Origin of the sequence: Pseudoalteromonas sp. SG45-3 (genome assembly GCF_014164075.1) — a bacterium.
GTDB lineage: Bacteria > Pseudomonadota > Gammaproteobacteria > Enterobacterales > Alteromonadaceae > Pseudoalteromonas > Pseudoalteromonas distincta.
The window spans coordinates 96,261-118,813 of the sequence record NZ_JACJEN010000003.1; the positions used below are offsets into that span (position 1 = coordinate 96,261).

At 38.3% G+C, this 22,553-nt stretch carries 19 protein-coding genes; 8 read left to right on the plus strand and 11 right to left on the minus strand.

Features of this window, described 5'->3' with window-relative positions; genetic code table 11:
• Positions 1-113: 113 nt before the first annotated feature.
• Both H5126_RS04950 and H5126_RS04955 read left to right on the plus strand, forming a co-directional pair.
• The gene (locus H5126_RS04950; protein WP_182681583.1) at positions 114-1,193 is read left to right on the plus strand and encodes a ketoacyl-ACP synthase III; all 1,080 of its coding nucleotides are present in this window, start codon (positions 114-116) and stop codon (positions 1,191-1,193) included.
• A 70-nt stretch (positions 1,194-1,263) separates the two neighbouring features.
• A complete protein-coding gene (locus H5126_RS04955; protein WP_002959006.1) occupies positions 1,264-1,650 on the plus strand; it encodes a VOC family protein in 387 nt (128 codons plus the stop codon).
• A 39-nt stretch (positions 1,651-1,689) separates the two neighbouring features.
• Here the strand turns inward: H5126_RS04955 and H5126_RS04960 are convergent, their stop codons facing one another.
• A complete protein-coding gene (locus H5126_RS04960) occupies positions 1,690-3,054 on the minus strand; it encodes a M17 family metallopeptidase (protein WP_182720152.1) in 1,365 nt (454 codons plus the stop codon).
• A gap of 87 nt (positions 3,055-3,141) precedes the next feature.
• Entirely contained in the window at positions 3,142-3,564 is a 423-nt protein-coding gene (locus tag H5126_RS04965; RefSeq protein WP_002959004.1) for a hypothetical protein, read from the minus strand.
• A 103-nt stretch (positions 3,565-3,667) separates the two neighbouring features.
• Here H5126_RS04965 and H5126_RS04970 point away from each other — a divergent pair, with 103 nt between their 5' ends.
• The 3 genes from H5126_RS04970 to H5126_RS04980 all read left to right on the plus strand — a co-directional run bounded on the left by H5126_RS04970 (position 3,668) and on the right by H5126_RS04980 (position 8,424).
• Positions 3,668-3,841, plus strand: coding sequence for an oxidoreductase-like domain-containing protein (locus H5126_RS04970; protein WP_154902924.1), 174 nt, complete (start codon positions 3,668-3,670; stop codon positions 3,839-3,841).
• Positions 3,842-4,158: 317 nt separating this feature from the next.
• Entirely contained in the window at positions 4,159-6,741 is a 2,583-nt protein-coding gene (locus H5126_RS04975) for a TonB-dependent siderophore receptor (protein WP_182720151.1), read from the plus strand.
• 249 nt (positions 6,742-6,990) lie between these two features.
• Entirely contained in the window at positions 6,991-8,424 is a 1,434-nt protein-coding gene (locus H5126_RS04980; protein ID WP_182720150.1) for a sulfotransferase, read from the plus strand.
• On the opposite strand, the gene H5126_RS04985 is transcribed toward H5126_RS04980, so the two are convergent.
• Complete coding sequence (locus tag H5126_RS04985; protein ID WP_182720149.1) at positions 8,421-9,329, minus strand: alpha/beta fold hydrolase; 909 nt, start codon at positions 9,327-9,329, stop codon at positions 8,421-8,423. The two genes, H5126_RS04980 and H5126_RS04985, sit on opposite strands and share 4 nt — an antisense overlap.
• A 128-nt stretch (positions 9,330-9,457) precedes the next feature.
• Between H5126_RS04985 and rlmF the strand changes: the two genes are divergently transcribed.
• Positions 9,458-10,390 (plus strand): 23S rRNA (adenine(1618)-N(6))-methyltransferase RlmF, encoded by a 933-nt coding sequence (gene rlmF, locus H5126_RS04990; RefSeq protein WP_182720148.1) that lies wholly within the window; start codon positions 9,458-9,460, stop codon positions 10,388-10,390.
• A 40-nt stretch (positions 10,391-10,430) separates the two neighbouring features.
• The gene (gene ltaE / locus H5126_RS04995) at positions 10,431-11,435 is read left to right on the plus strand and encodes a low-specificity L-threonine aldolase (protein ID WP_182720147.1); all 1,005 of its coding nucleotides are present in this window, start codon (positions 10,431-10,433) and stop codon (positions 11,433-11,435) included.
• Here ltaE and H5126_RS05000 read toward each other — a convergent pair.
• The 8 genes from H5126_RS05000 to H5126_RS05035 form a co-directional block, all read right to left on the minus strand.
• Positions 11,418-12,002, minus strand: coding sequence for a thymidine kinase (locus tag H5126_RS05000; protein WP_154902930.1), 585 nt, complete (start codon positions 12,000-12,002; stop codon positions 11,418-11,420). The genes ltaE and H5126_RS05000 overlap by 18 nt on opposite strands.
• A 93-nt stretch (positions 12,003-12,095) precedes the next feature.
• Complete coding sequence (locus H5126_RS05005; protein WP_182720146.1) at positions 12,096-12,890, minus strand: amino acid ABC transporter substrate-binding protein; 795 nt, start codon at positions 12,888-12,890, stop codon at positions 12,096-12,098.
• A gap of 72 nt (positions 12,891-12,962) precedes the next feature.
• The gene (locus tag H5126_RS05010; protein WP_182671096.1) at positions 12,963-13,433 is read right to left on the minus strand and encodes a methylated-DNA--[protein]-cysteine S-methyltransferase; all 471 of its coding nucleotides are present in this window, start codon (positions 13,431-13,433) and stop codon (positions 12,963-12,965) included.
• Positions 13,433-14,785 (minus strand): DNA-3-methyladenine glycosylase 2 family protein, encoded by a 1,353-nt coding sequence (locus H5126_RS05015; protein ID WP_182720145.1) that lies wholly within the window; start codon positions 14,783-14,785, stop codon positions 13,433-13,435. The genes H5126_RS05010 and H5126_RS05015 overlap by 1 nt, the downstream gene beginning before the upstream one ends.
• Positions 14,786-14,859: 74 nt before the next feature.
• Entirely contained in the window at positions 14,860-15,471 is a 612-nt protein-coding gene (locus tag H5126_RS05020) for a superoxide dismutase (RefSeq protein ID WP_182720144.1), read from the minus strand.
• A gap of 22 nt (positions 15,472-15,493) precedes the next feature.
• Positions 15,494-16,000: a hypothetical protein gene (locus tag H5126_RS05025; RefSeq protein ID WP_182720143.1), complete on the minus strand. Its 507-nt coding sequence runs from the start codon at positions 15,998-16,000 to the stop codon at positions 15,494-15,496.
• 79 nt (positions 16,001-16,079) lie between these two features.
• Positions 16,080-16,562 carry a GNAT family N-acetyltransferase gene (locus H5126_RS05030; protein ID WP_002958990.1) on the minus strand — a complete coding sequence of 161 codons (483 nt, stop codon included), beginning with the start codon at positions 16,560-16,562 and terminating at the stop codon, positions 16,080-16,082.
• Between the two features lie 12 nt (positions 16,563-16,574).
• A complete protein-coding gene (locus H5126_RS05035) occupies positions 16,575-21,338 on the minus strand; it encodes a PAS domain-containing protein (RefSeq protein WP_182720142.1) in 4,764 nt (1,587 codons plus the stop codon).
• 251 nt (positions 21,339-21,589) lie between these two features.
• Here H5126_RS05035 and H5126_RS05040 point away from each other — a divergent pair, with 251 nt between their 5' ends.
• A complete protein-coding gene (locus H5126_RS05040) occupies positions 21,590-22,468 on the plus strand; it encodes a cation diffusion facilitator family transporter (RefSeq protein WP_182720141.1) in 879 nt (292 codons plus the stop codon).
• Positions 22,469-22,553: the final 85 nt, after the last annotated feature.

The following is a 22,553-nucleotide window of genomic DNA, read 5'->3' on the forward strand; positions in this document are numbered from 1 at the left end:
GTAATTGCGAATATTTACGATACAAAACATGCTATAAACTAGTCTTGAAAGCCGTTTTTTGGTATAACTCCCCCATTAGTAACACATGTCAGACCACCTTAAGAGAACATACTATGCCTTACGCACATATCACTGGTTGGGGTAAATGCATTCCACCAGCAAGCATTAGCAACGATGAAATTAGTGAAATAGTTGATACCACCGACGAGTGGATAACCACGCGTACTGGCATTAAATCTCGCCGAGTGAGTCATGTAAGTACCGCTGAGCTGGCAACCGTTGCAGCTAAGCATGCTATTGCGTGCGCAGGCATTGATCCTAAAGATATTGATTTAGTGATATTAGCAACCTGTACACCTTCTACTGTTGTGGCAAATACCGCCTCACAAGTGCAAAAAAACATTGGTGCAACAGGCGCTGCCGCAATGGATACAAACGCGGCATGTTCGGGCTTTTTATATGCATTGCAAGCTGCTACAGCACAAATTCAAGCGGGTATGATCAAAAAAGCAGTCGTCATTGCCGCTGAACGTATGACCTGGTATGTAAACTGGGCACGTCGCGACAGCGCTGTTTTATTTGGCGATGGCGCAGGTGCAGTAATACTTGAAGCTGCCGATACGCCAGCGGGTTTACTTGGTACCAAAACCGGTTGTGACAGCGAAGACCGCGATATTTTACACATCACCAACTTTGGTAGCGATTTAAATAAGTATGAGCCAATTGGTCCTTCTGATTTATTATTTGAAGGTCGTGAAATTTTTAAACGTGCTGTAAAAGGTATGAGTGAAGCCTGCGACGACGTACTGCAACAGGCCAACTTAAGCCTTGACGACATTAATGTACTCGTTCCACACCAAGCTAACTTACGTATTATTCAGGCTATTCAGCATCGCTTAAAAGTACCTGACGAAAAAGTAATGGTTAACATTGGTGACTATGGTAATACCTCTGCTGCGACTATTGCTATTGCGTTATGTGAAGCGGTTGAGCAAGGGTTAATTAAACCGCATTCAAACATTATGTCTGCAGCATTTGGTGCAGGCCTTACGTGGGCTGCAAGTTACATAAAATGGGGCGAACGTGTAACGCCTATTAGTGTAAGCGATGCTGCTTTACCACCGTGTGATAAAACTGGTTTAGAGCTTGTAGCACCGGCCGTTAAAGCATGTAAAGAAGCGCAGCCTAGCTAGCACAACATGTAATAAGCCACATTTAAAACGCACTTATTTAAGTGCGTTTTTGCTTTTTAAGGAATTAAATTTGAAACTTTTAGGTATTCATCACGCTGCGATTATTTGTAGTGACTATGCACGTTCTAAACACTTTTATAGCAATGTACTTAAACTTAACGTTATTAATGAGCACTTTAGAGCTGATCGTAATTCATATAAATTAGATTTAGCCATGCCCGATGGTAGCCAAATAGAGCTATTTTCGTTTGATGGTTCGCCCGAAAGACCCAGCTATCCCGAAGCACAAGGCTTAAGACATTTAGCTTTTAAGGTAGCGGATGTACAGATTGCAAAAACGTATTTAGAGTCGTGCGACGTAAAAGTTGAGGATATTAGAGTGGATGAAATAACCGGCAAAAAGTTTACCTTTTTTGCCGATCCAGATAACTTGCCACTTGAGCTTTATGAGGTTTAAAGCTCATAAAGCTCAAGTTCTTACTATTGAATTAAAAACTTACTTATTAAAACGATTTTGTAAGTAGTTAAATACAGCACGAATACCTAATGCTTCACCACCCGTTGGACGACCTGGTAATGCACGTAAGTTCCATGCCATTACATCAAAGTGTACCCACGGTGTTGTTGGTTCAACAAATTCTTTTAAGTAAAGCGCTGCGGTAATAGCACCACCAAACGGTGTGCTTGCGCAATTTGCCATATCGGCTACATCACTTTTTAGTAAGCTTTTGTATTGCTCAAACAACGGAAGTTGCCAAACAGGGTCATGTACACTTAAACCGGCGTCAATAATCCCATTTGCTACATCGCGCTCTGTTGAGAAAAAGCCCGGAAGCTCCGTGCCCAGTGCAACACGACATGCACCCGTGAGGGTAGCAAAATCTATAATTAGCTCAGGATTATCGTTTTGCGCTTCGCTTAATGCATCACACAATACTAAGCGGCCTTCAGCGTCTGTATTATCAATTTCGACCATAATACCTTTGCGCGTTTTAATAACATCGCCTGGGCGAAATGCATTGCGCGATACTGCATTTTCAACCGCTGGTACAAGTACACGTAATCTAATTGGTAAGTTAGCTGCCATAATAAGCTGCGCTAGTGCAATTACATGCGCCGCGCCGCCCATGTCTTTTTTCATGTTACGCATACCAGAGCTTGGTTTTAAATCAAGTCCGCCTGAGTCAAAACATACGCCCTTACCGACTAGCGTAATTAATGGAGCATCTGTCGCGCCCCATTTTAAATTAAGTAAACGCGGTTTATTTTCGCTTGCACGACCCACCATATGAATAGTCGGGTAGTTTTGCTCTAGTAACTCATCGCCAACCCACTGTGAAAATTCGCCATTGTAAGTTGCAGCTAAATCTTCCATAACTTGCGATAAATGTTGCGGCATCATATCTACCGCTGGAGTATTAACTAAATCACGTGCAAGTGTAATGGCATCAGCTTGTTGGCTAATGCGTTCATATAACGCTTTATCGCTAATGGCTAATTGCGCCTTTGCTGTTGGTTTTTCTTTGTATTCACTAAATTCGTAACCACCAAGTACAAACCCTAAAGCAACCTGCTCTACAAAAGCGCTGTCGCCTTGAATTTGATAAGTACCTGTAGGAAGTGTATTTGCTAAATTACCCGCAGCCCAAAAATCATCGCTGCTTTGCATTAAACAAAATACCTGGCTTAACTCGCCCGTTTTAGCATCAGGAATTAAAGCAACACCTTGCTTTTCAAAACCTGTATTAGTTAACCAATTTTGTATAAATGCAGGCTGCTGTGCTTGCCAGTCAGATAATTCGTTTTTAAGAATAAAAGATAAAGGAATACCAGAAGATGTATGACGTAGTAATGCACTCATTAAAAAGCTCATATAATATAAAAATGGTACTTAAGAGCATATCAATAAGCGCACCTAAAAGGTATCGCTAATTTGAAGGGATTTTAGCTACTTTTTTAAGCTGTTTTTAGATTCTTGCTTTTGATTTTCTTGATCTATTTTAGCATCTAGTTCTTTAATAGATTTGTTCATATTAAACGAACTTGGCAGTACATCTACTCCCACCAAACTCCCTAATTTAACAACTAAAGGAATTGTAAGCGGAGCAAAAGGTAATACAGCAAATACACCGAGCCCTAACCCTTTTAAAATATCAACAAATTGCTCATTTGCGCGTTTTAACTCTTCTTTACTTGTGTGGCCTTGAGTGTAACGCCTATAAATAGAGAGCATTTCTTTAGTTTCTTGTTTTTCTTGGGCGAGTGCGATTTTAAGCGCCACCATAGCACGGCGAAAACGCAGCTGTTGGCGTTTTTTACTAATTTTAACTACCCGCCAAGGTGCACGGTGAATAACTTTATATAATCGCATAACTTTTATTTTCACACAGCAGCACAGGTTCACAAAGAATAATTTACTTTCAACACCCTTTAACTTACCCTTTGCACCAAATTAGTATTAAATACATACAACAATGCAGAATATAACAAATCAATTACCGCAAAAACCTGAAAAACCAAAATCTGATGAATGTTGCGGTGGTGGCAGTTGCTGTCCCTGCGTATGGGATGAATACAAAGAAAAATTAGCAGCTTGGCGGTACGCACAAAACATTGAAAACCCCACAAAAAAAGATACAAATAAATAACATTTAAATGCAGTTAGCGCATTAATATTCCCCTCAATAGCCTTATTTGCACTTATTTAGTTCGTTTTAGTTTTACTTTGCACCACTGTTGCATTTTTTCTTAAATTGAATCTTTTTGTTATCAAACGGTTAATTAGTAATTGCCCTTCCTGTTTTTTATCTATAGTCTGTAGATAGGACTTCACAAAAAGTAAGCTTAATTGATTAGGCTTTTGAGCTAAAACCTCAAACTTATGTGAAACAAAAAATTAAGTTAAAAACAAATGATGTGAAATTCACATCAAAAATAAGAATTATTCTAACTGGGGAAAATTAGAATGAAATTAAAAAGTAATGCGCTAAACCAAGCAATCAAATTTGCTTTAGCTACAACCACTGCAGGGTTATTTATTTCTGGATCTGCTATTGCGGCAGACGAGCAGGAACAAACTAAAGTAAATAAAAACGTTGAGAAAATTGCCGTAGTAGGTACGCGTTCAGCTCCTCGTTCAATAGGTGACTCACCGGTTCCAATCGACATTATTGGCGGCGAAGAGCTTGAAAAGTCAGGTAACACTGACATGCTTGAACTTTTAAAAGGTGCAGTGCCATCGTTTAACGTACACCAAAACCCTATCAGTGATGCGGCTTCTCTTGTTCGTCCAGCTAACTTACGTGGTTTACCGTCAGACAGCACATTGGTTCTTTTAAACGGCAAACGTCGTCACCGTGCTTCTGTAATCGCATTTTTAGGCGGTGGTATTAACGATGGCGCGCAAGGCGCAGATATTTCAGTTATTCCAAGCATTGCGATTAAACAAGTAGAAGTACTTCGCGATGGCGCGGCTGCGCAGTATGGTTCTGATGCAATCGCCGGTGTAATGAATTTCCAACTAAAAGACGCTTCAGAAGGTGGTAAATTAGAAATCCGCCATGGTCAATTTTATGAAGGTGATGGCGATACAACACAAGTGTCGGGTAACGTAGGTTTACCGTTTACCGACAATGGTTTTGCTAATTTAAGCTTTCAATATAAAACAGCTGATGCAACAAGTCGTTCAGTTCAACGTGCCGATGCTGCAGCACTTTCAGCTGCCGGTGTGCCTGAAGTATCTTCTCTTGCACAAGTATGGGGTGCACCAGAAGTAGATGACGATATTACTATTTTTGGTAATGTGGGTTTAGAGCTAACAAACGACTCTGAATTTTACATGTTTGGTAACTACTCTGAACGTGATGTACGTGGCGGTTTTTATTACCGTAATCCGCAAACACGTTCTGGTGTTTACTCAAATGATGGTGGCGAAACATTACTTGTTGCCGACACAACACCTGATATGAGTGCTAACTGTCCAACTATCACAATAACAGACGGCAATGTACTAGATGATCCTGCTTACATAAATGGTGTAGCAAACAACCCAGATTGTTTTGCCTTTAATGAGATGCTTCCAGGTGGCTTTACACCTAACTTTGGCGGCAACATTACTGATACTTCTTTAACTATTGGTACTAAAGGTCGATTCACTGGTGGCTTCTTAAAAGATACTTACTATGACTTAAGCGGTACTGTTGGCTTAAATGAATCACGTTACTTTATTTACGACACGGTTAATGCCTCTTTAGGTGCAGATACACCACGAGACTTCAGCCCGGGTAAATACGAACAACTAGAGAAGAACTTTAACTTTGATTTATCAAAAGGTATCGACTTTGGTTTAGCTTATGATGTAAACATTGCCGGTGGTTTTGAATGGCATGAAGAAACATTTACTATCGTCTCTGGTGATGAAGCATCTTACACAGCAGGCCCTTTAACAGCACAAGGTTTTGGTATTGGGTCTAATGGTTTCCCTGGTTTTAAACCATCACAAGCAGGTGAATTTTCTCGCCGTAACTATGCAGCATATGTTGATGTTGAAGCGCCGTTTACTGAAGACTTTTTAATGGGCGTAGCACTTCGATTTGAAGATTACGACAGCTTTGGCACTACCACTAACTATAAAGTAATGGCTCAATACCATTTAACTGAAGATTTAAATATTCGTGGTTCTGTAAGCAGTGGTTTCCGTGCACCTACAGTTGGTCAAGCTAACGTAAGTAACGTACAAACAAGTTTAGATGGCGGTGTATTACAAGATTCAGCGCTTCTTCCACCAACAAACCCAATTGCAGTGCAATTAGGTGGTACAGAGCTTGAGCCGGAAGAATCGCAAAGTTATACGCTTGGTGCTGTATACACAATTGGCGAATTATTTTTAACGCTTGATTACTACAACATCCAAGTAGATGACCGTATTAGCCAATCAGATAAAATCAACTTAAGCCAAGCAGACAAAGATACCCTTGCAGCAGCAGGAGTACCTAATGTACAAGGCCTTGCTCAGGTAAGCTTTTTTACAAATGACTTTGACACAACAACACAAGGTATCGATTTAGTTGCAAACTATACAGCTGAATTAATGGGCGGTAGCTCTACATTTAGCCTTGCATATAACTGGAATGATACTGAAGTAACTAAATTTAGTGAAATTACAGGTGCGTTTAAAGTTAAGCGTTTAGAAGAAGATTTACCTAATCATCGTGCAACGTTCACCTTGTCTCAACAATGGGAATCAGTTTCTGCATTTGCTCGTGCAAACTACTACGGCGAATACCAAGGTGTTCACGTTGATTATGATGCAACAGCTAAAACAGCAGATGCTGCAGTCACTATTGATGCTGAAGTAACTTACTTCTTAAATGAATCAGTTAGCTTCTCTGTAGGCGCTCAAAACTTATTCGACCAAGATGCTGAAAAACTTGATTTTGCAGATGCAACGGGCATCCCTAATAACAACTGGGGTGGTCAGTTCTACGAAACATCTCCGTTTGGTATTAACGGTGGCTTTTACTACGCTAAAGCAACATATACTTTTTAAACTATTTTCATGAAGAACCAAAGGCGAAATGTTAAAGACATTTCGCCTTTTTAATTTTATAGTGAATAAAAATAATAATGAACAATACCAATTGCATTGAATAAGTGTTCTATTATAGCGCTCAGAAAATAGCGTAATAACAAGGCGAAAACTATGATATATAGTTGCTCTATATGAATAATTTTTAACGCAGTGAGTACGCTATTTAATGCGATAGAATGATTATTTTTTAATAAAATTGGTATAACTATGCTACTTGAAAAAGCCAACCAACTACTGCAACAAAATAAACTCAAAGAAGCCGAGTTCCATTTTAAAGCAATTTTAAATAGTAACCCTGAAAATGGTGAGGCTTTATTTGGCTTAGGCAGAATTGCCTTACGACTAGAACGTTACGACGCTGCTGTATACCTACTCCAAAAAGCTTGTGAGCGCTTGCCTCATATGCTTGAACCATTACATGCCCTTGCTGATGCATTTAACGGTGTTCATTCGCCAAACGATGCACTAACGGTGCTTGAATACGCAAAAAAATTAGCAAGTCATAATCCAGAACCTCATTATTACTTAGCACAGCACTATTTAACACATGGCGAGTTAGATAAAGCTCATACAACTTTTGCTCATGCACTCAGCATTGGTGTATACCCTGTAACAGCCTATATTTTATTTGAACTTGTACAATTAGGTCGCTTTGATAAAGAACATAATTATGTAAGTAATTTGCACCACTTATTAACTCAAACGAGTAATTTACGTTTAAAAATGGTGTGTTACTACGCATTAGCAAACAGTTACGATGCACTTGAGGATACCGAGCAAGCATTTAATTATTTTATATTGGCGAATAAATTACAAAAAAAATTAAGTGAATTTAACACTAGAGATTTAATCCCTTTTTACGATGAAATAATAAAATACAACACCGAGGAGTTTATAGCCTCTGCCGATAAAAAATTTACGGATAATATCACGCCTGTATTTGTTATTGGCATGCCTCGTAGTGGTTCTACCCTTGTGGAGCAAATGTTGGCAAGCCATAGTCAGTTTTCGAGCCTAGGAGAGAGCACGAGTATTAGTAATAACGCAGTTGCTTTTATCGAACAAAAAACGGGAGTGACTTACCCGCAATGTTTAGCACATTTAACGCCGGATTTAATCAAAAAAGCCCGCGAGCTGTATATCACAACATTAAAAACAGCATCGCCCATCAGACCTTTTATAATAAATAAACTACCGAGTAACTATCAGTCGCTCGGACTTATATATATTCTATTTCCAAATGCTAAATTTATAAATTTAAGTCGTGATTTTAATGCCACTGCATTTTCTATCTTCACTAATTACTTTGCTGAAAACGAGCCTTACTTTTGCTCACTACCTGAGTTTAAGCTTTATCATAAGTTGTATGAAAAATTGATGAGCCATTGGCACTCTTTTAAAGAGATGCCAATTTATGATGTCAGTTACGAAGATTTAGTGAGTAACCCAAAAGAGCAGCTAACGCAGTTACTTGGTTTTTTAAACTGTAGTTTTGAAGAGCGCTGCTTAGCATTTTATAAACAAAAAACACCGGTAACGACCTTGAGTAAACATGCTATTCGCCAACCTATTAATAACGCCGCAATCGCTAAGTGGGAGCGTTACAAAACACCTCTTCTAAAGTTACTTGATGAGAATTAATTAATCGGATGTGCTTTAAACCAATTAAGTAAATCTTTAAATTGATCATCACGCGCACTTGGGTGGGTAAGCATATTAATATGATCGTAATCAAAATTATGCCCGTGTTTACGACCGTAAATTTGCATTTGTTGAATGCCTAGCCCCGATTCGTCCATAAATTTTTGAATATCGATTGGTTGCGCTAATGCTTTATCTTTTACCGCAGCAATATGAAGCGTTGGCGGTAAATGCAGGTTGTTTAGCGCTTTTGCATAATCAAAATTATCATCAGAATCTATCCATGGCTTCTTTTTAGCCCATTGCATACTTTGATAATGCGACTTTTGAGTTTCGTTATCGCTGCCCCACTTATAACCTTTAGCATTTAAATAGCCATGTTTTTTAGCAAGTAAAGGCGCCATAAAATACCAAATTAAATTGGCTTGTAATAATTTTTGAGGATGATTATTAAATAAAGAACGCTTAGAGCCAAAATACACACATGCTTTAACGTCGTTAATATATTCTGGAAAACGTGCAAACGCGCTGTTCATCAATACCCCGCCCCAAGAGTGAGCAACCCAGTAGTCTGGCTTTTTGCCTTCAATCAACTCTATTTGCTTAATAAAGGCAGGGATGTCTTCTAGGATAGACTCAGTTTGTCCATGTTCGGACTCACTCGAAATGATTGGCTTGCTATCACCTCGGCCACGTAAATCAGCCACATAACATCTATACCCATGCTCAGCTAAAAAAGGGGCAAGTCCTTTATTTGAGTGCGTGTAAAAAATCTTACCGTTTTCTATTGCTCCATGCATAAAAAATACGATAGGCCCTTGCTGATCTTCATCGCTAATACGGCGTAAATGAAGAGTTTGCCGAGAGTCTAAATCAACTATTATTGATTGCTGAGAAATTGCCACAGTTATTCCTTTTTATTATTTTCAACTCATCCTACCAGTAATATTAAATATACCAAAGGAAATGTCTGCACTTTACTCATCAGCATTTGTTACAATCACCACATCATATCTGTTGTTAAAATGAAGCCATGAAAGAAAATAAAGCACGTTCAAAATTACACCCTCGTAACCTACATAAAAATGGGTACGACTTCGATTTATTAACAACAGAGCATCCTGCTCTACTGCCCTTTGTTATAACCACACCTGCAAGGACTAAAAGTATTGATTTTAGTGATAACAAAGCCGTTAAAACACTTAACCAAGCTCTTTTAAAAGCACATTATAATATTGATTTTTGGGATATTCCCGAGCACAACTTATGCCCGCCTATACCTGGGCGTGTTGACTACATTCACTACTTGGCCGACCTATTAAGTGATGATAACCAACAACAAATACCTTTAGGTAAGCAAATTAAAGTACTTGATATTGGTACTGGTGCTAATTTAGTTTATCCGCTTACTGGTACAAGTGAATATAAGTGGCATTTTACCGGGACTGATATTGATACAGCCTCAGTAAAAATAGCAAAGCAAATTGCTCAGTTTAATGGTTTAAAAATAACCCTAAAACAACAAAAAAACGCATCACATATTTTTAAAGGCGTTATAAATCAAAAAGATCTATACCATTTAACCCTCTGTAACCCTCCGTTTCATGCAAGTGAAGAAGAGGCAAGTAAAGGCAGTGAACGTAAATGGAAAAACCTAGGGAAAACACCCAGTAGCACGCTTAATTTTGGTGGTCATAATAATGAATTGTGGTGTGAAGGCGGTGAAGTACAGTTTATCTCTAATATGATTAAAGAAAGCGAAGACTTTGCAGAGCAAGTACTGTGGTTTACATCGTTAGTCTCTAAAAAAGATAATATTGCAGCCCTTGAAGAAGTATTAAAAGCTCAACCAATAGCACAGTATAAAATAGTTGATATGGCACAAGGTCAAAAAATTAGCCGCTTTATTGCATGGACCTACTTTGATAAAGACACTCGTGAGCAAATTTGTAGCGAGCTTGATTAATACCAATTTTATTAAAAATAATAAAAAGGATAAGGCAATCATGATAGATTTTCGCTCTGATACAGTTACAAAACCAACAAAAGAAATGCGCGACATTATGTACAACGCACCGGTTGGTGACGATGTATATGGTGATGATGAAAGCGTTAACCAACTAGAAGCCTATGCGTGTAAGCGTTTTAATTTTGAAGCCGCACTTTATTGTAGCTCAGGCACACAAGCCAACTTACTTGCGTTAATGGCGCACTGTGAGCGAGGTGACGAATACATTTGTGGCCAAAATGCTCACAATTATAAGTTTGAGGGTGGCGGCGCAGCTGTTTTAGGGTCTGTGCAACCACAGCCTATTGAAAACGATGCTGATGGCAGCATCCCTTTTAGTAAAATAGCGGCGGCTATAAAACCAGACGATTGCCATTTTGCAAAAACGCGATTGCTCAGCTTAGAAAATACCATTGGCGGAAAAGTACTCCCGCTTGAGTACTTAGCCCAAGCACGTGACCTTGTTAATACGCATAGTTTAGCGCTGCACTTAGACGGCGCACGTGCTTTTAATGCCGCTGTTGAGCTAAAAGTTGATATCACTGAAATTACAAAACACTTTGACTCAGTTTCTATATGTTTATCTAAAGGTTTAGGTGCGCCCGTAGGCTCTTTATTATTAGGCTCACCAGCACTTATTAATAAAGCAAGACGATGGAGAAAAGTACTTGGTGGCGGTATGCGCCAAGCCGGAATGCTTGCAGCTGCCGGGCAGTTTGCACTTGAGCACAATGTAGAGCGCTTAAAATACGATCATGAAAATGCACGTTATTTGGCTCAACAATTAAGTGAAATCAGTGGTTTTACTGTCGATATGACTAACACCACTAATATGGTTTACGCAACATACAGTAGCAGTATAAATATTGAAGATATTGCTGAAGCGCTTAAACAACAAGGCATATTATTTAGCCCAAGCAAGCAGCTTAGGCTAGTTACGCATTTAGATATAACCCGCGAAGATATTGATACATTTTTAAATGCTTTATCGGCCCATATTTAACGCGGCTTTATAATGTTTGCGGCATACCGAAACATATCGGTCATTGCCGCCAATTTCTACTTGGTTACCATCGGCTATTGCTTCGCCATTTTCATCGGTACGCAGTACATGGTTAGCTTTACGCCCGCAGTGGCAAACAGTTTTAAGCTCAACTAACTTATCAGCCCACGCAAGCAAATATTGCGACCCTATAAATAGCTCGCCTCTAAAGTCGTTACGCAGGCCATAACACAATACCGGTATACCGAGCTCGTCAACCACATCGGTTAATTGCATTACTTGTTCTTTTGATAAAAATTGGCACTCGTCAACTAACACACAATGGCGCTTTTTATCATTATTGAGTGATTGAATAAGATCAAAAACATCTTTACTGGCATCAAATACATGCGCATCAGCTTGCAAACCAATACGAGAAGATACTTTACCCACGCCTTGTCTATCATCAATGGCAGCAGTCAGGATCACAGGTTCCATGCCACGTTCTTTATAATTAAATGCAGATTGTAATAACGTGGTTGATTTACCTGCATTCATTGCAGAGTAGTAAAAGTATAATTGAGCCATTGTGGTGCCATTTTATAAAAAGTGCGCTTATGCTACCTTAATATTAAATTAATACCAATTTACAAACGCGAATTTTATTTTGTCAGAGCCTGTTTATTTAAGTGTTTGTAAGTATTTAATATACACAGGTGCACTTTCAAATTTTGATAACCACTGCCACATTTGCAAGCTTAGAGCATTATTTTCTTCGTAGAATTTTTTTGAAAATACAAGGTAACCATGGCTGGTTTCGTAAGGGGGATAAATAGGTTTAACATTATTACCCTCATACGGATAACTCGACACTTTTAAGCCATCTACTTGGCATAGATCAACGCTCGCTTGCACTACCCCCTTATCTAGCAACTCAAAAGCTTTGCTTTTAGAAAACGTATTATGAATAAAAAATGGTTCTTCTTTTAACGCGCTATTTAGCCCATAACCATTAGGAATAGCTATCGTAAATGCTTTATTTTGAAATACTTCACGAGTCTCCCATTCCTTATGAAATTTATAACGCCCTATAAGGCAGCTGCCAAATTCACTTACTGCGTAGTTATCTTGTAACTTACCTTGCTCATCAACAGGGTAAACAGCAACGTTTTCTCGCCCTTTGCGGTAACTTGCAATAACAGCATTAACTCGATTAAATTCTAAATCGTTTAAGCATCTACGCCATGGCTTTCTAACAAATGATATTGCTACATTGGGCAATGCTAAATCAAGTTTTTGAAGTATTTCGATTGATGCACCGGGTTTATCCGTTGGCGTATTTCGCCCTTCACCTAAAAACATAGGAGCTATATTTTTGTCTTCGTAACAAAATATGAGACTCTGCGGTTTGCTAAATGCAGTAGCGGTAAACATTAAACTGGCAATAAAAAAGTACACTAAGCTATTAATACGCATAATAATTTTTATTAGTTAGTTATTTAAATTATAGGTTGAGTTAAGCAGACTGACTATATTTTATCAAATAATTTACATTAATCCTTCGTGTTTCAGCAACCACAGTTTCCTTTCAAGCCCACCAGCATAGCCCGTTAACTTTGCATTTGCGCCAATAATGCGGTGGCACGGTACAATAATACTAATCGGGTTTTTACCATTAGCAGCGCCTACTGCCCTCACTGCTTTTGGGTTATTGAGTTGGTTAGCAATATAGCCGTATGTTTGCGATTGTCCAAAAGGCACAGTTAATAGTGCTTGCCATACACTTTGCTGAAATACTGTACCGGTTGTATCAAGTGGTACATCAAACATAGTGCGTTTTTTTGCAAAGTACTCATTTAACTGCGCTGCGCAAATAAGCACCGCCTTGTTAGTAACTTGCTCAAATGGCGTATAAGAGTATTCAACTGGTGGATAAAAACCAACGTAACTCACACCTTTATCAGTCGCTTGAATAATTATGTCGTCTATAGGGCTCGAAATTGATGTTTGAATGATCATTATAATTGCTGCCAAAGTTGAAACGTTAAGTAAGAGCGAAAAGGAGCGCAATTAGCAGGCTCAAAAGGGTTTGCCGCCGCTTGAGCTTTTTTAACACCTAAGTCGCCATCAAGTAATATATCGGGTTGGCTTTGTCCTCGCAGCTTTGCATAATTTACTGTCCAAGGACCAATTCCCTTTAAGCTAAGCCATTCGTCTAAATCGTCATTTTCAGGATTTAGTGCACAAAACAGGGCTAAGTTGTGTAGCGCATTTTTGCGTGCTTGTGGCATTTTAAAAAATGCAAAATCACTATTAGCAATAATTTTAGCCGTAGGAAAATAAACGGCATCGCCCTCTTTTTCGCCTAATTCATCAACTAACTTTGTTACTAAATTATGCGCCGCAGTAACACTCACTTGTTGCCCAAGTACCGCTCTTATACCGGCTTCAAAACTTGACCAAATCCCCGGAAGTCTGAGCCCTTCACACACTGTAAACGCATTGTTTATATTGGCGCTTAAATGCGTTTCAATTAAATTAATATCGGCATCTAAATCAAGCACTCGGCGTATATTATTTATAACAGGTTGTAAGTACGCCGTATTGTCTATATTGATAGATACACTAAAGTGGTTTTTATTAGCTATAAATTCAGCGGTAAAGCTTCCTTTATATTTATCACTTGCAAAAGTACGCCCGTAGCTCGTTTGTGTTATCCACTCCATTGGTTTTATCAAGCGCCTTTGTAAAAAGCCCTGCAAAGCAGGCCAATTATAAGGCGGCCTAAATGGCAGGGTTAAAGTGAGTGTTGACGTTGGTTTTTTATCGCCACTGCGCAGCTTCGAGGGAGCTATATTTAACTGCTGTAAAAATGCATCATTAAAGCGCCTAATGCTTTTAAAGCCTGCGGCAAACGCTATTTCGGTAAGGGGTAAATGTGTTTCTTGAATCAGCTTTTTAGCAAAGTGACATTGGTTAAATAATCGATATTGCGTAATCGACACGCCAAAATACTGCTTAAACAACTGCCTTAAATAACGACTACTTATACCTAAACGAGCTGCTAATTTTTCGCAGTCGTGTTCATCATTTTGATCTATTAACTGTTTTGCTCTAAGTGCAGTCGTTTTTGTACCCTGCCATGCTGCGCTGCCAGGGGCACTATCGGGCCTGCAACGAATACAGGGCCTAAAACCATCTTGCGCCGCGTTATGGGCAAACTGATAATAAGCAACATTTTTTTCGTGAGCCGTTGGTGCAGGGCAAATTGGTCTGCAATATATACCGGTACTTTTTACCGCTACGTAAAAAAGCCCGTCAAAACGAGGATCGCGACTCTGACGTGCTTTTTGCCAATGTGAAGTGTCCATAAACGGCTCTATAAATTAATCTAATAGAGCCTAGCTTATAGAAAATAAACTGTATTACTAGCCATATTCGGCACTCAACTTACTGCGGCTAGATAGCGTTTTTCAACTTCAGTCCAATTAATTACATTATAAAAAGCAGCAATATAGTCAGGACGCTTATTTTGATACTTCAAATAGTAGGCATGCTCCCATACATCAAGTCCCAAAATAGGGGTATTTCCCTGCATTAAAGGGCAATCTTGATTAGCACTATTTTCTACAATCAACTTTTTATCTGGGGTCACACATAGCCACGCCCAACCACTGCCAAATTGACTAATTGCAGCAGCAGTAAATTGGTCTTTAAACTTATCAAAACTGCCAAACTGTTCATTTATTGCCTGGGCTACACTACCTTCAGGTTCACCTCCTCCTTGAGGGCTCATTACTTGCCAAAATAAGCTGTGATTAAAATGCCCTCCTACATGCTCTTGTACTGCTTTTTGTAAATTACTAGGCAGGCTGTTTATTCCCTTAAGTAATTTTTCAGCATTTGCGGTTGCATAAACAGTATCTGCTAAAGCAGCATTGGCTTTATTGATATACGTTTGATGATGCAATGTGTGGTGAATATGCATTGTTTTACCATCAATATGAGGCTCAAGCGCATCGTACTCATAGTTAAGTGCAGGCAAAGTAAAAGCCATAAATACTCCTTTTTCTTTTAAATTAGTGCAGTTGATTGTTTGTAGTGCTCTCTGAGCATAAGCAAAAATTCACTTGCTCTATTAGCTCAGGTAAAAAATGATAGCGTCTTGCAAAGGATACAAGTTCAGAGGACGTTTTAGTGTAATGATGCTTACTCACTTTTTGTATATCGTAATGAGTATGCTTAATTAGCGAACAGAGTGTTAAGTGTACTTCGCATAGCCATTTGCATGCATTTTCAGGCTGTTGCAAAGCTATATAGGTATCAGCTAAATTATGCGACGCAACAACAAGTGCGGGTATGCAATGCTCAATAGCATGGATGACATTGTTATTAATCTGAGCATATAAAAACTGCTGAAGAAGATGATCTGCAAGTGTTTTAGCTAATAAGTATTTATCGCGGGCTTCGAGAAGTGCACCTTGTTCAAATGCATAATTACCTTGCATTATATTCGACTGCCAAGGGCTTAATGCTTGATCAAGACAAAGTAAATCTGAGTGGGATTGTTTTTGGTTTGAGATCATATAATCATCTGCACGTTTATTTATGGGCGTGTAGTTAACTTACACACCCACAAACCTAAATGCAAATGATTTTCATTAACTATTTAGCAAAGTCTAGTAATTCCTGCCCTGTTAAGCGATATATAATCCATTCGTTTTGAGGCTTTGCACCAATGCTATTGTAAAAATCGATAGCGGGTTTATTCCAATCAAGCACTACCCATTCAAAACGACCACAGTCATTACTAATCGCCTTATTAGCTAAGTGCTTCATAATGGCTTTACCTGCACCATTGCCACGGCTATCTGGGCTTACGTATAAATCTTCAAGGTATAGGCCATTTTTACCTAACCATGTAGAGTAATTATAAAAATAGACCGCAAAACCAATTGGCTCATCACCTTCTAAACAAATTATGCTGTGCGCAGTAGCACCGTCGCTAAACAGCGTATCTAAAATAGCCTGTTCGTCTGTTTTAACTGCATCCGGTTCTTTTTCATATATGGCAAGTTCGGTAATAAAGTGCAAAATTGTTTTCGCATCACTTGGTTTTGCATCACGTATTATAACGGGTTGGCTCATTGTATTTTTACCTTAAATATACTGCTCTAATTTATCTTTTAAAATATCTAATTGAATCGGTTTGCTCAAGTAGTCATCCATTCCAGCGGTTATACAACGCTCTTTATCAGAGTCCATTGCGTTAGCCGTAATAGCAATGATCCTAATGTTTTTGTGTTGTATACCCGCCATACCTTTACGGATAGCTGCAGTTGTAGCAAAGCCATCCATAACAGGCATCTGGCAATCCATAAGAACGAGCTTAAAGAAACCAGAATCGTGAGACTCTAATATATCTATCGCTAATTGACCATTTTCGGCAATTGTAACGTCACAATTAAGCTTTTTGAGCATTAATGTAGCCACTTGTCGATTAATTGGATTATCTTCTACAAGTAATATTTGGGTAGGTTCCTGCACCTTTTCTTTTTTAAGAGAGGAAATATAGCCTGAAGTAACAAGTGGGAGTGTCTCATCTGAATCATTACTTGTTATGACTGACAGTGCAGAAATTAAATCGGCAGTGGTTACAGGTTTGGGGAAATATGCCTGAAAGCCTGCATTAGAATAGCGCTGCGCACCTTCCATACCAGCAATACTGGTCATCATTACAAGTGGCATTGATTTATAATGTTCATGTGCTTTTAGTGCTTTACACAGCTCTATACCATCCATTCCTGGCATTTGCATATCAAGCACTGCAATGTCATACATGCAATTGTTACTTTTATACTGCTGCGCGCACATATCAAGAGCTTCGCGTGCGTCACATGCAAGCGCAACCTTAGCTCCCCAGTGCTCAAGCTGCTGTGAAATTACAATTCGATTTGTCTCGTTATCATCAACAACCAAAACGGTTAGCTCTTCCATATTAATATTAGGAATATAACGTTCTTTTTGATCTCCCGGAGTCAGCATTATAGTGGCAGTAAAAGTACTCCCTTTACCGGCTTCGCTAGTGAGAGAGATAGCCCCCCCCATTAGTTCACAAAGCTGCTTACAAATAGCCAGCCCTAAGCCACTGCCTCCATATTCACGCGTTGTTGATGCATCGACTTGAGAGAAAGGGGTAAATAATTGCTCTTGTTTTTCTAAACTTATTCCTATGCCTGAGTCCTTTATACTTACAACAAACTCTAAACCTTGAGCTACTTTATTAATTTTCGCGCTTACAACAACCTCGCCTTGACTCGTAAACTTAACGGCGTTGCTCAATAAATTAGTAATAACTTGGCGAATGCGCCCTGGATCGCCGCATAACTGCGAAGGCTCTAGCGCTACCAGATCCAAAATAATTTCAATACCTTTGTCTTGAGCTGTAAATGCTTGTGCGGCAGCAACTTCACCAATTAAATCACGTCCATTAAAGTTAATTTCTTCAAGCTCGATTTTACCTGCTTCAGCTTTAGAGAAATCTAAAATATCATTAATTACACCCAATAAAGAATGTGCACTTTTTTTGGCTATATCTACTTTTGTTTCTATTGGTTTAGATAGCGACTCTAATTGAACAAGCTCTAGCATACCGAGTACGCCATTCATCGGCGTTCTAATTTCATGGCTCATGGTTGCTAAAAATTGGCTCTTAGCAATGGCTGCATCTTCAGCTTTCACGAGTGCTACTTTTAGCTCCTCACTAATTACTTTTCGTTTTTGAGAAACTAAAGTGCTTCCCACTAAAGTAGCTAATGAGCGAAGATACGTTTCTTCACTTTGCGTCCAGTTGTGATGCTCGCCTACTGTTTCAGCGCACAAAATACCTAAATTACCATCGCCTGTTGCAATTACAGCATCAAGCATCGATTTAATATTTAGTGGTGTTACATATGCTTCAATAAAATCAACAGTTGCTGAGTGAGTATAAACATCATCAATAGCCACTAAATTATGTTTATAAATAGCATTAAAATAAGCTGGGTAGTCTTTAGCAGTTAAAATAGCGTCGGTATCTACAAACCCTTGACCATTTATATATAAGCAATGACACGTCATCACATCTCGTTTTTCGTTAAAGATCCATATCGAAGCTCGTGTAACATTTAGCACTTCACACATAGATTTAACGGCTAGCTTTTTAACCTGTTCTACATCACTATTTTGCACCTCAGGTGCGACTGTAAGCGCGGCTAAATTTTTGTTATAACGATTTGCTTTTTCGCTTTCAAGTTCAAGTCGTTTATGTGCATCAATACTTTGAAATGAACCAAACACACGTACACATTTACCGTCTTTAAGTTCAGCTTGGCCCATCGATTTAACCCAACGCTCTTGCCCAGAATAGGTCAAAATAATAAGCTCTACACTCCAGCTTTCACCTAAAGTCACTGCGCACTCAAATAAGGTACTTATAGTATCTCGGTGTATGCCTGGTTTATAAAAGTTAATAGCGGTATCTATGCTCGGTTCAAAGTCCTCTGGTACTTCGTGAATAACTTTAACTTCATCAGACCAATAAAGTGTATGCGCATCTAAGTCCATCTCCCATGCGCCAATCTGCCCTTGCTTACTCATTGATTCAAGTAGGCTTTGCTGACGATTTATTTTTAACTGTGTATTGTAACGCTCTGTAATATCAAAAATAAATCCATCTAAATACAATATGCTGCCATCATCTGCGTAAATGGCTTGGCCTTTTTCATTTACCCAATGTAAGGAGCCATCGCGGGCTGTAATCCTATACTCAACAGACCATGACTGCTTAGCGCTAACACAACGTAGAATTTCATCTTTTATTTTTTTAGAATCGTCTTCGCATATCAAATCAAAAAAGCTGGGGGGTTCATCATGTATCAACTCATCAGGTGAATAACCTGTTATTCCACTCGCTTGCTCGCTCATATAAAGCATGCTTAATTTATTATCAAACTTACATCGATAAATAATGCCAGGGATATTTGATACCAAAGATGCAAACCTATCGCGGCTTCCTTGTAGCTCAAGCTCTGTAGATTTTCGTTCTGATATATCTAAATGCGTACCTATCATACGTTTTGGAGAGCCATCGGTATTCCACTCAACTACTTTTGCAGTATCGAGTACCCATATCCAATGTCCATTTTTATGCTTCATGCGGGCTTCACTAACAAAATAGTCAGTCTCACCGGCAAAGTGCTCTTGAAGTTTTTTATTTGATATCACTAAGTCGTCTGGGTGAGCATATGTATACCAAGTATCTATAGTACAAGGCTCAATCTCACTGAGTTTGTAACCTATTATCTCGGCCCAGCGGTTATTAAACGTCACTTTATTAGTATCAATATACCAATCCCAAATACCCACGGCTGTTGAGTCTATCACTAGCTGTAACTGTGTTTTGTGTTGCTCAAGCTCTAGCTCTTGTACTTTCAGGGCTGTAATGTCATTACGAATAGCAATATAGTTTTGCGGTTTTCCATTTTCATCTAAAAATGGTGCAATTGTCGTATCTACCCAATATATGCCACCATGCTTAGCTTTATTGCATATTTGCCCGTTCCATATATCACCACGTTTAAGCGTTTTATACATATTTTTAAAAAATGCTTTTTCGTGTTTTCCTGAATTTAAAAGGCGATGGTTTTGACCTATTAATTCGTGTTCATCGTAGCCACTAATCTCACAAAATTTCTTATTTACAAAAGTGATGGTGCCATGCAAATCAGTTACAGCAACAATAGCGTGTTCATCTAATGCACTTTTTTGCTCGGCTAATTGTTTTAATGCAATTTGAAGTGCAGAGCGTTGCTTTTGTAATATACTTTGTTGCTCTTCTTTTACGGCTACTAAATTACGTAAACCCAATGAAAGCTGGCTAAACTCAATACTGTCGTTTATTACAGGGACTTTTACCTTGTCTCCTTTTGTAATACTTTCAACAATTTTAGCTAAGTTAATTAAAGGTCTAAAAAGTCGACGCCCAAACCACCACGATGACGTTAATATAAGCAGTAATGCCCCCGCATTTGTTAATAAAGCAAGCTGTTTATAAAAATTAGCACCTTGTAGTGCAACTTCTTTTGGTTTTGTTACAAGTAACTGCCATCCAGATTCATTTAAAAACTCTAGAGAATCAATATACCCGTATAAAGTCTCTTCATTTTTATTACTGTAAGAAAAGACACGTTGCGTTGGGGAGCCGTTTTGAGAGAAAAATAATGGTTGAGAATCTTCTGAATTATTATTTTTTTGAATTTTATTATTATGCATAACATAAAATGTTATGTCTTTATTTGCAGCGTGTATTTTACTTAGATTATTTAATAAGCCGTTTAAATTTATATCTGCGAGCAATATGGCTTGTAGCTTATTTTCGGTATTTACTAACGGTAAGCCAATAATATGATACTCACGCCCTGAGACTGTCATTGACTGAAATTGGATTTTACCTGTATTTTTAATACCAGAGAGTATGTTATTAAAACGTTGATCTTTAATAATATTAAAAAAGGGAGATGAAGGTAGTGATTTAACGAGGTTTACATCAATAAGTTCTACATTATTAACAAAGTCGTACTGCTCAACAAATTGCGCTATTAATTGTTGTTTTTTAGTCGGGCTAATATCAAACTGCGCCCTAAGCAAATATAGATCCTTAACATGCTCTGCAAACCAAATATCAGCAAATTGCTTACCTATATTATTAAGCTCGTTAAGTTCAGCGTCTGCATTTTGCTTAAGCGTGCTATTTACATGTCCAAGGCTAAACCAAGTAAGTATACAAAGTGGCCCTAAGGCTATAATTATAAAGGTTATAATTAACTTACTTCGAACAGACTGTCCTTTACCTGTTAATTCACCAAAGTTTAAACCTTTGTGCATGCTTAATATCCAGCAACTTATAATCATTTAATATTACTTACATTAATGCACTAAATATATAAAGACGCAAGTTTTGAGCGGTAAACTCCTTAAAAAATGGGTGTTTAGCGTTACAATATTAAATTCACACTTTTTAAAATATACGCCTTTATTACTAACTTATAATTAGATTTATTGACGCTACCACATCTGTAGCGGTTTTAAACCAGCCATGATATAAGCAATATTCAATTAATACATTTGAGGTCATTATGGCGCACGATCACTCACATAGTCATGTAGACGAAAACCAGAGCGATAAACAGCTAACCGTCGCTGTGGTTATTAATGTATTGCTAACCGTAGCCCAAGTTATTGGCGGGGTATTTTCGGGCAGTTTGTCACTTATAGCCGATGCACTTCATAATTTAAGTGATGCTGCCGCTATATTTATCGCGCTCGTTGCACGTAAAATTGGTAATAAACCTGCTGACACCACTCATCATTTTGGCTATAAACGCGCTGAAATACTTGCCACACTTTTTAATAGCAGTACATTGATATTAATTGGTGTGTATTTAATTTTTGAAGCCATTTCGAGCTATTTAAGCCCTCAACCAATTAATGGTTGGATAGTTGTGTGGGTGGCAGCAATAGCATTGATTATTGATTTAGCAACCGCATATTTAACCTACCGAGCTGGCGCAAATCACAGTATAAATATAAAAGCGGCCTTTATTCATAACGTATCAGATGCAATGGCATCTATTGTTGTTATTATTGCGGGCACCTTAATTATTTTATACCAGTGGTATATCGTTGATTTAATTGCCACTGTGCTTATTTCTTTTTATGTAATTTATCACGGCATTTTACTATTAAAGCAAAGCTGCAAAATTTTAATGCAAGCAGCGCCTAGCAATATTGATACAGATGCAATATCACATGCTATTAGTAATGAATTTAATATCGAATCGGTAGTTAGCATCAAGCTTTGGCAATTAGACGATAAAGAAAATTATTGCGAGCTTATTATTAGCACTCAGCACGTAATTGATTTAGCCGCAGTTAAAAGTTTTTTACACAACAATTTTAATATCGAAAATTGCATAATAGAAATCCGACCAATCGCGAATAAAAGCCTAATTTAATGTTCTTAATAACAAGCTAAACCAAATACACAACTTATTTAATTGAAAACAGCTCGTATTATCATTTACAATATTATCATTAACT

Excerpts from the sequence above, each read along its gene's own strand:
- H5126_RS05030 (WP_002958990.1), bottom strand. The coding sequence starts at position 16,562 with ATGAGCCAACCCGTTATAATACGTGATGCAAAACCAAGTGATGCGAAA.
- H5126_RS05035 (WP_182720142.1), bottom strand. The coding sequence starts at position 21,338 with ATGCACAAAGGTTTAAACTTTGGTGAATTAACAGGTAAAGGACAGTCT.
- H5126_RS04965 (WP_002959004.1), bottom strand. The coding sequence starts at position 3,564 with ATGCGATTATATAAAGTTATTCACCGTGCACCTTGGCGGGTAGTTAAA.
- H5126_RS04970 (WP_154902924.1), top strand. The coding sequence starts at position 3,668 with ATGCAGAATATAACAAATCAATTACCGCAAAAACCTGAAAAACCAAAA.
- H5126_RS05000 (WP_154902930.1), bottom strand. The coding sequence starts at position 12,002 with ATGGCTCAATTATACTTTTACTACTCTGCAATGAATGCAGGTAAATCA.
- ltaE (WP_182720147.1), top strand. The coding sequence starts at position 10,431 with ATGATAGATTTTCGCTCTGATACAGTTACAAAACCAACAAAAGAAATG.
- H5126_RS05015 (WP_182720145.1), bottom strand. The coding sequence starts at position 14,785 with ATGGACACTTCACATTGGCAAAAAGCACGTCAGAGTCGCGATCCTCGT.
- H5126_RS04980 (WP_182720150.1), top strand. The coding sequence starts at position 6,991 with ATGCTACTTGAAAAAGCCAACCAACTACTGCAACAAAATAAACTCAAA.
- H5126_RS05040 (WP_182720141.1), top strand. The coding sequence starts at position 21,590 with ATGGCGCACGATCACTCACATAGTCATGTAGACGAAAACCAGAGCGAT.
- H5126_RS05005 (WP_182720146.1), bottom strand. The coding sequence starts at position 12,890 with ATGCGTATTAATAGCTTAGTGTACTTTTTTATTGCCAGTTTAATGTTT.
- H5126_RS05010 (WP_182671096.1), bottom strand. The coding sequence starts at position 13,433 with ATGATCATTCAAACATCAATTTCGAGCCCTATAGACGACATAATTATT.
- H5126_RS04950 (WP_182681583.1), top strand. The coding sequence starts at position 114 with ATGCCTTACGCACATATCACTGGTTGGGGTAAATGCATTCCACCAGCA.
- H5126_RS04975 (WP_182720151.1), top strand. The coding sequence starts at position 4,159 with ATGAAATTAAAAAGTAATGCGCTAAACCAAGCAATCAAATTTGCTTTA.
- rlmF (WP_182720148.1), top strand. The coding sequence starts at position 9,458 with ATGAAAGAAAATAAAGCACGTTCAAAATTACACCCTCGTAACCTACAT.
- H5126_RS05025 (WP_182720143.1), bottom strand. The coding sequence starts at position 16,000 with ATGATCTCAAACCAAAAACAATCCCACTCAGATTTACTTTGTCTTGAT.
- H5126_RS05020 (WP_182720144.1), bottom strand. The coding sequence starts at position 15,471 with ATGGCTTTTACTTTGCCTGCACTTAACTATGAGTACGATGCGCTTGAG.
- H5126_RS04960 (WP_182720152.1), bottom strand. The coding sequence starts at position 3,054 with ATGAGTGCATTACTACGTCATACATCTTCTGGTATTCCTTTATCTTTT.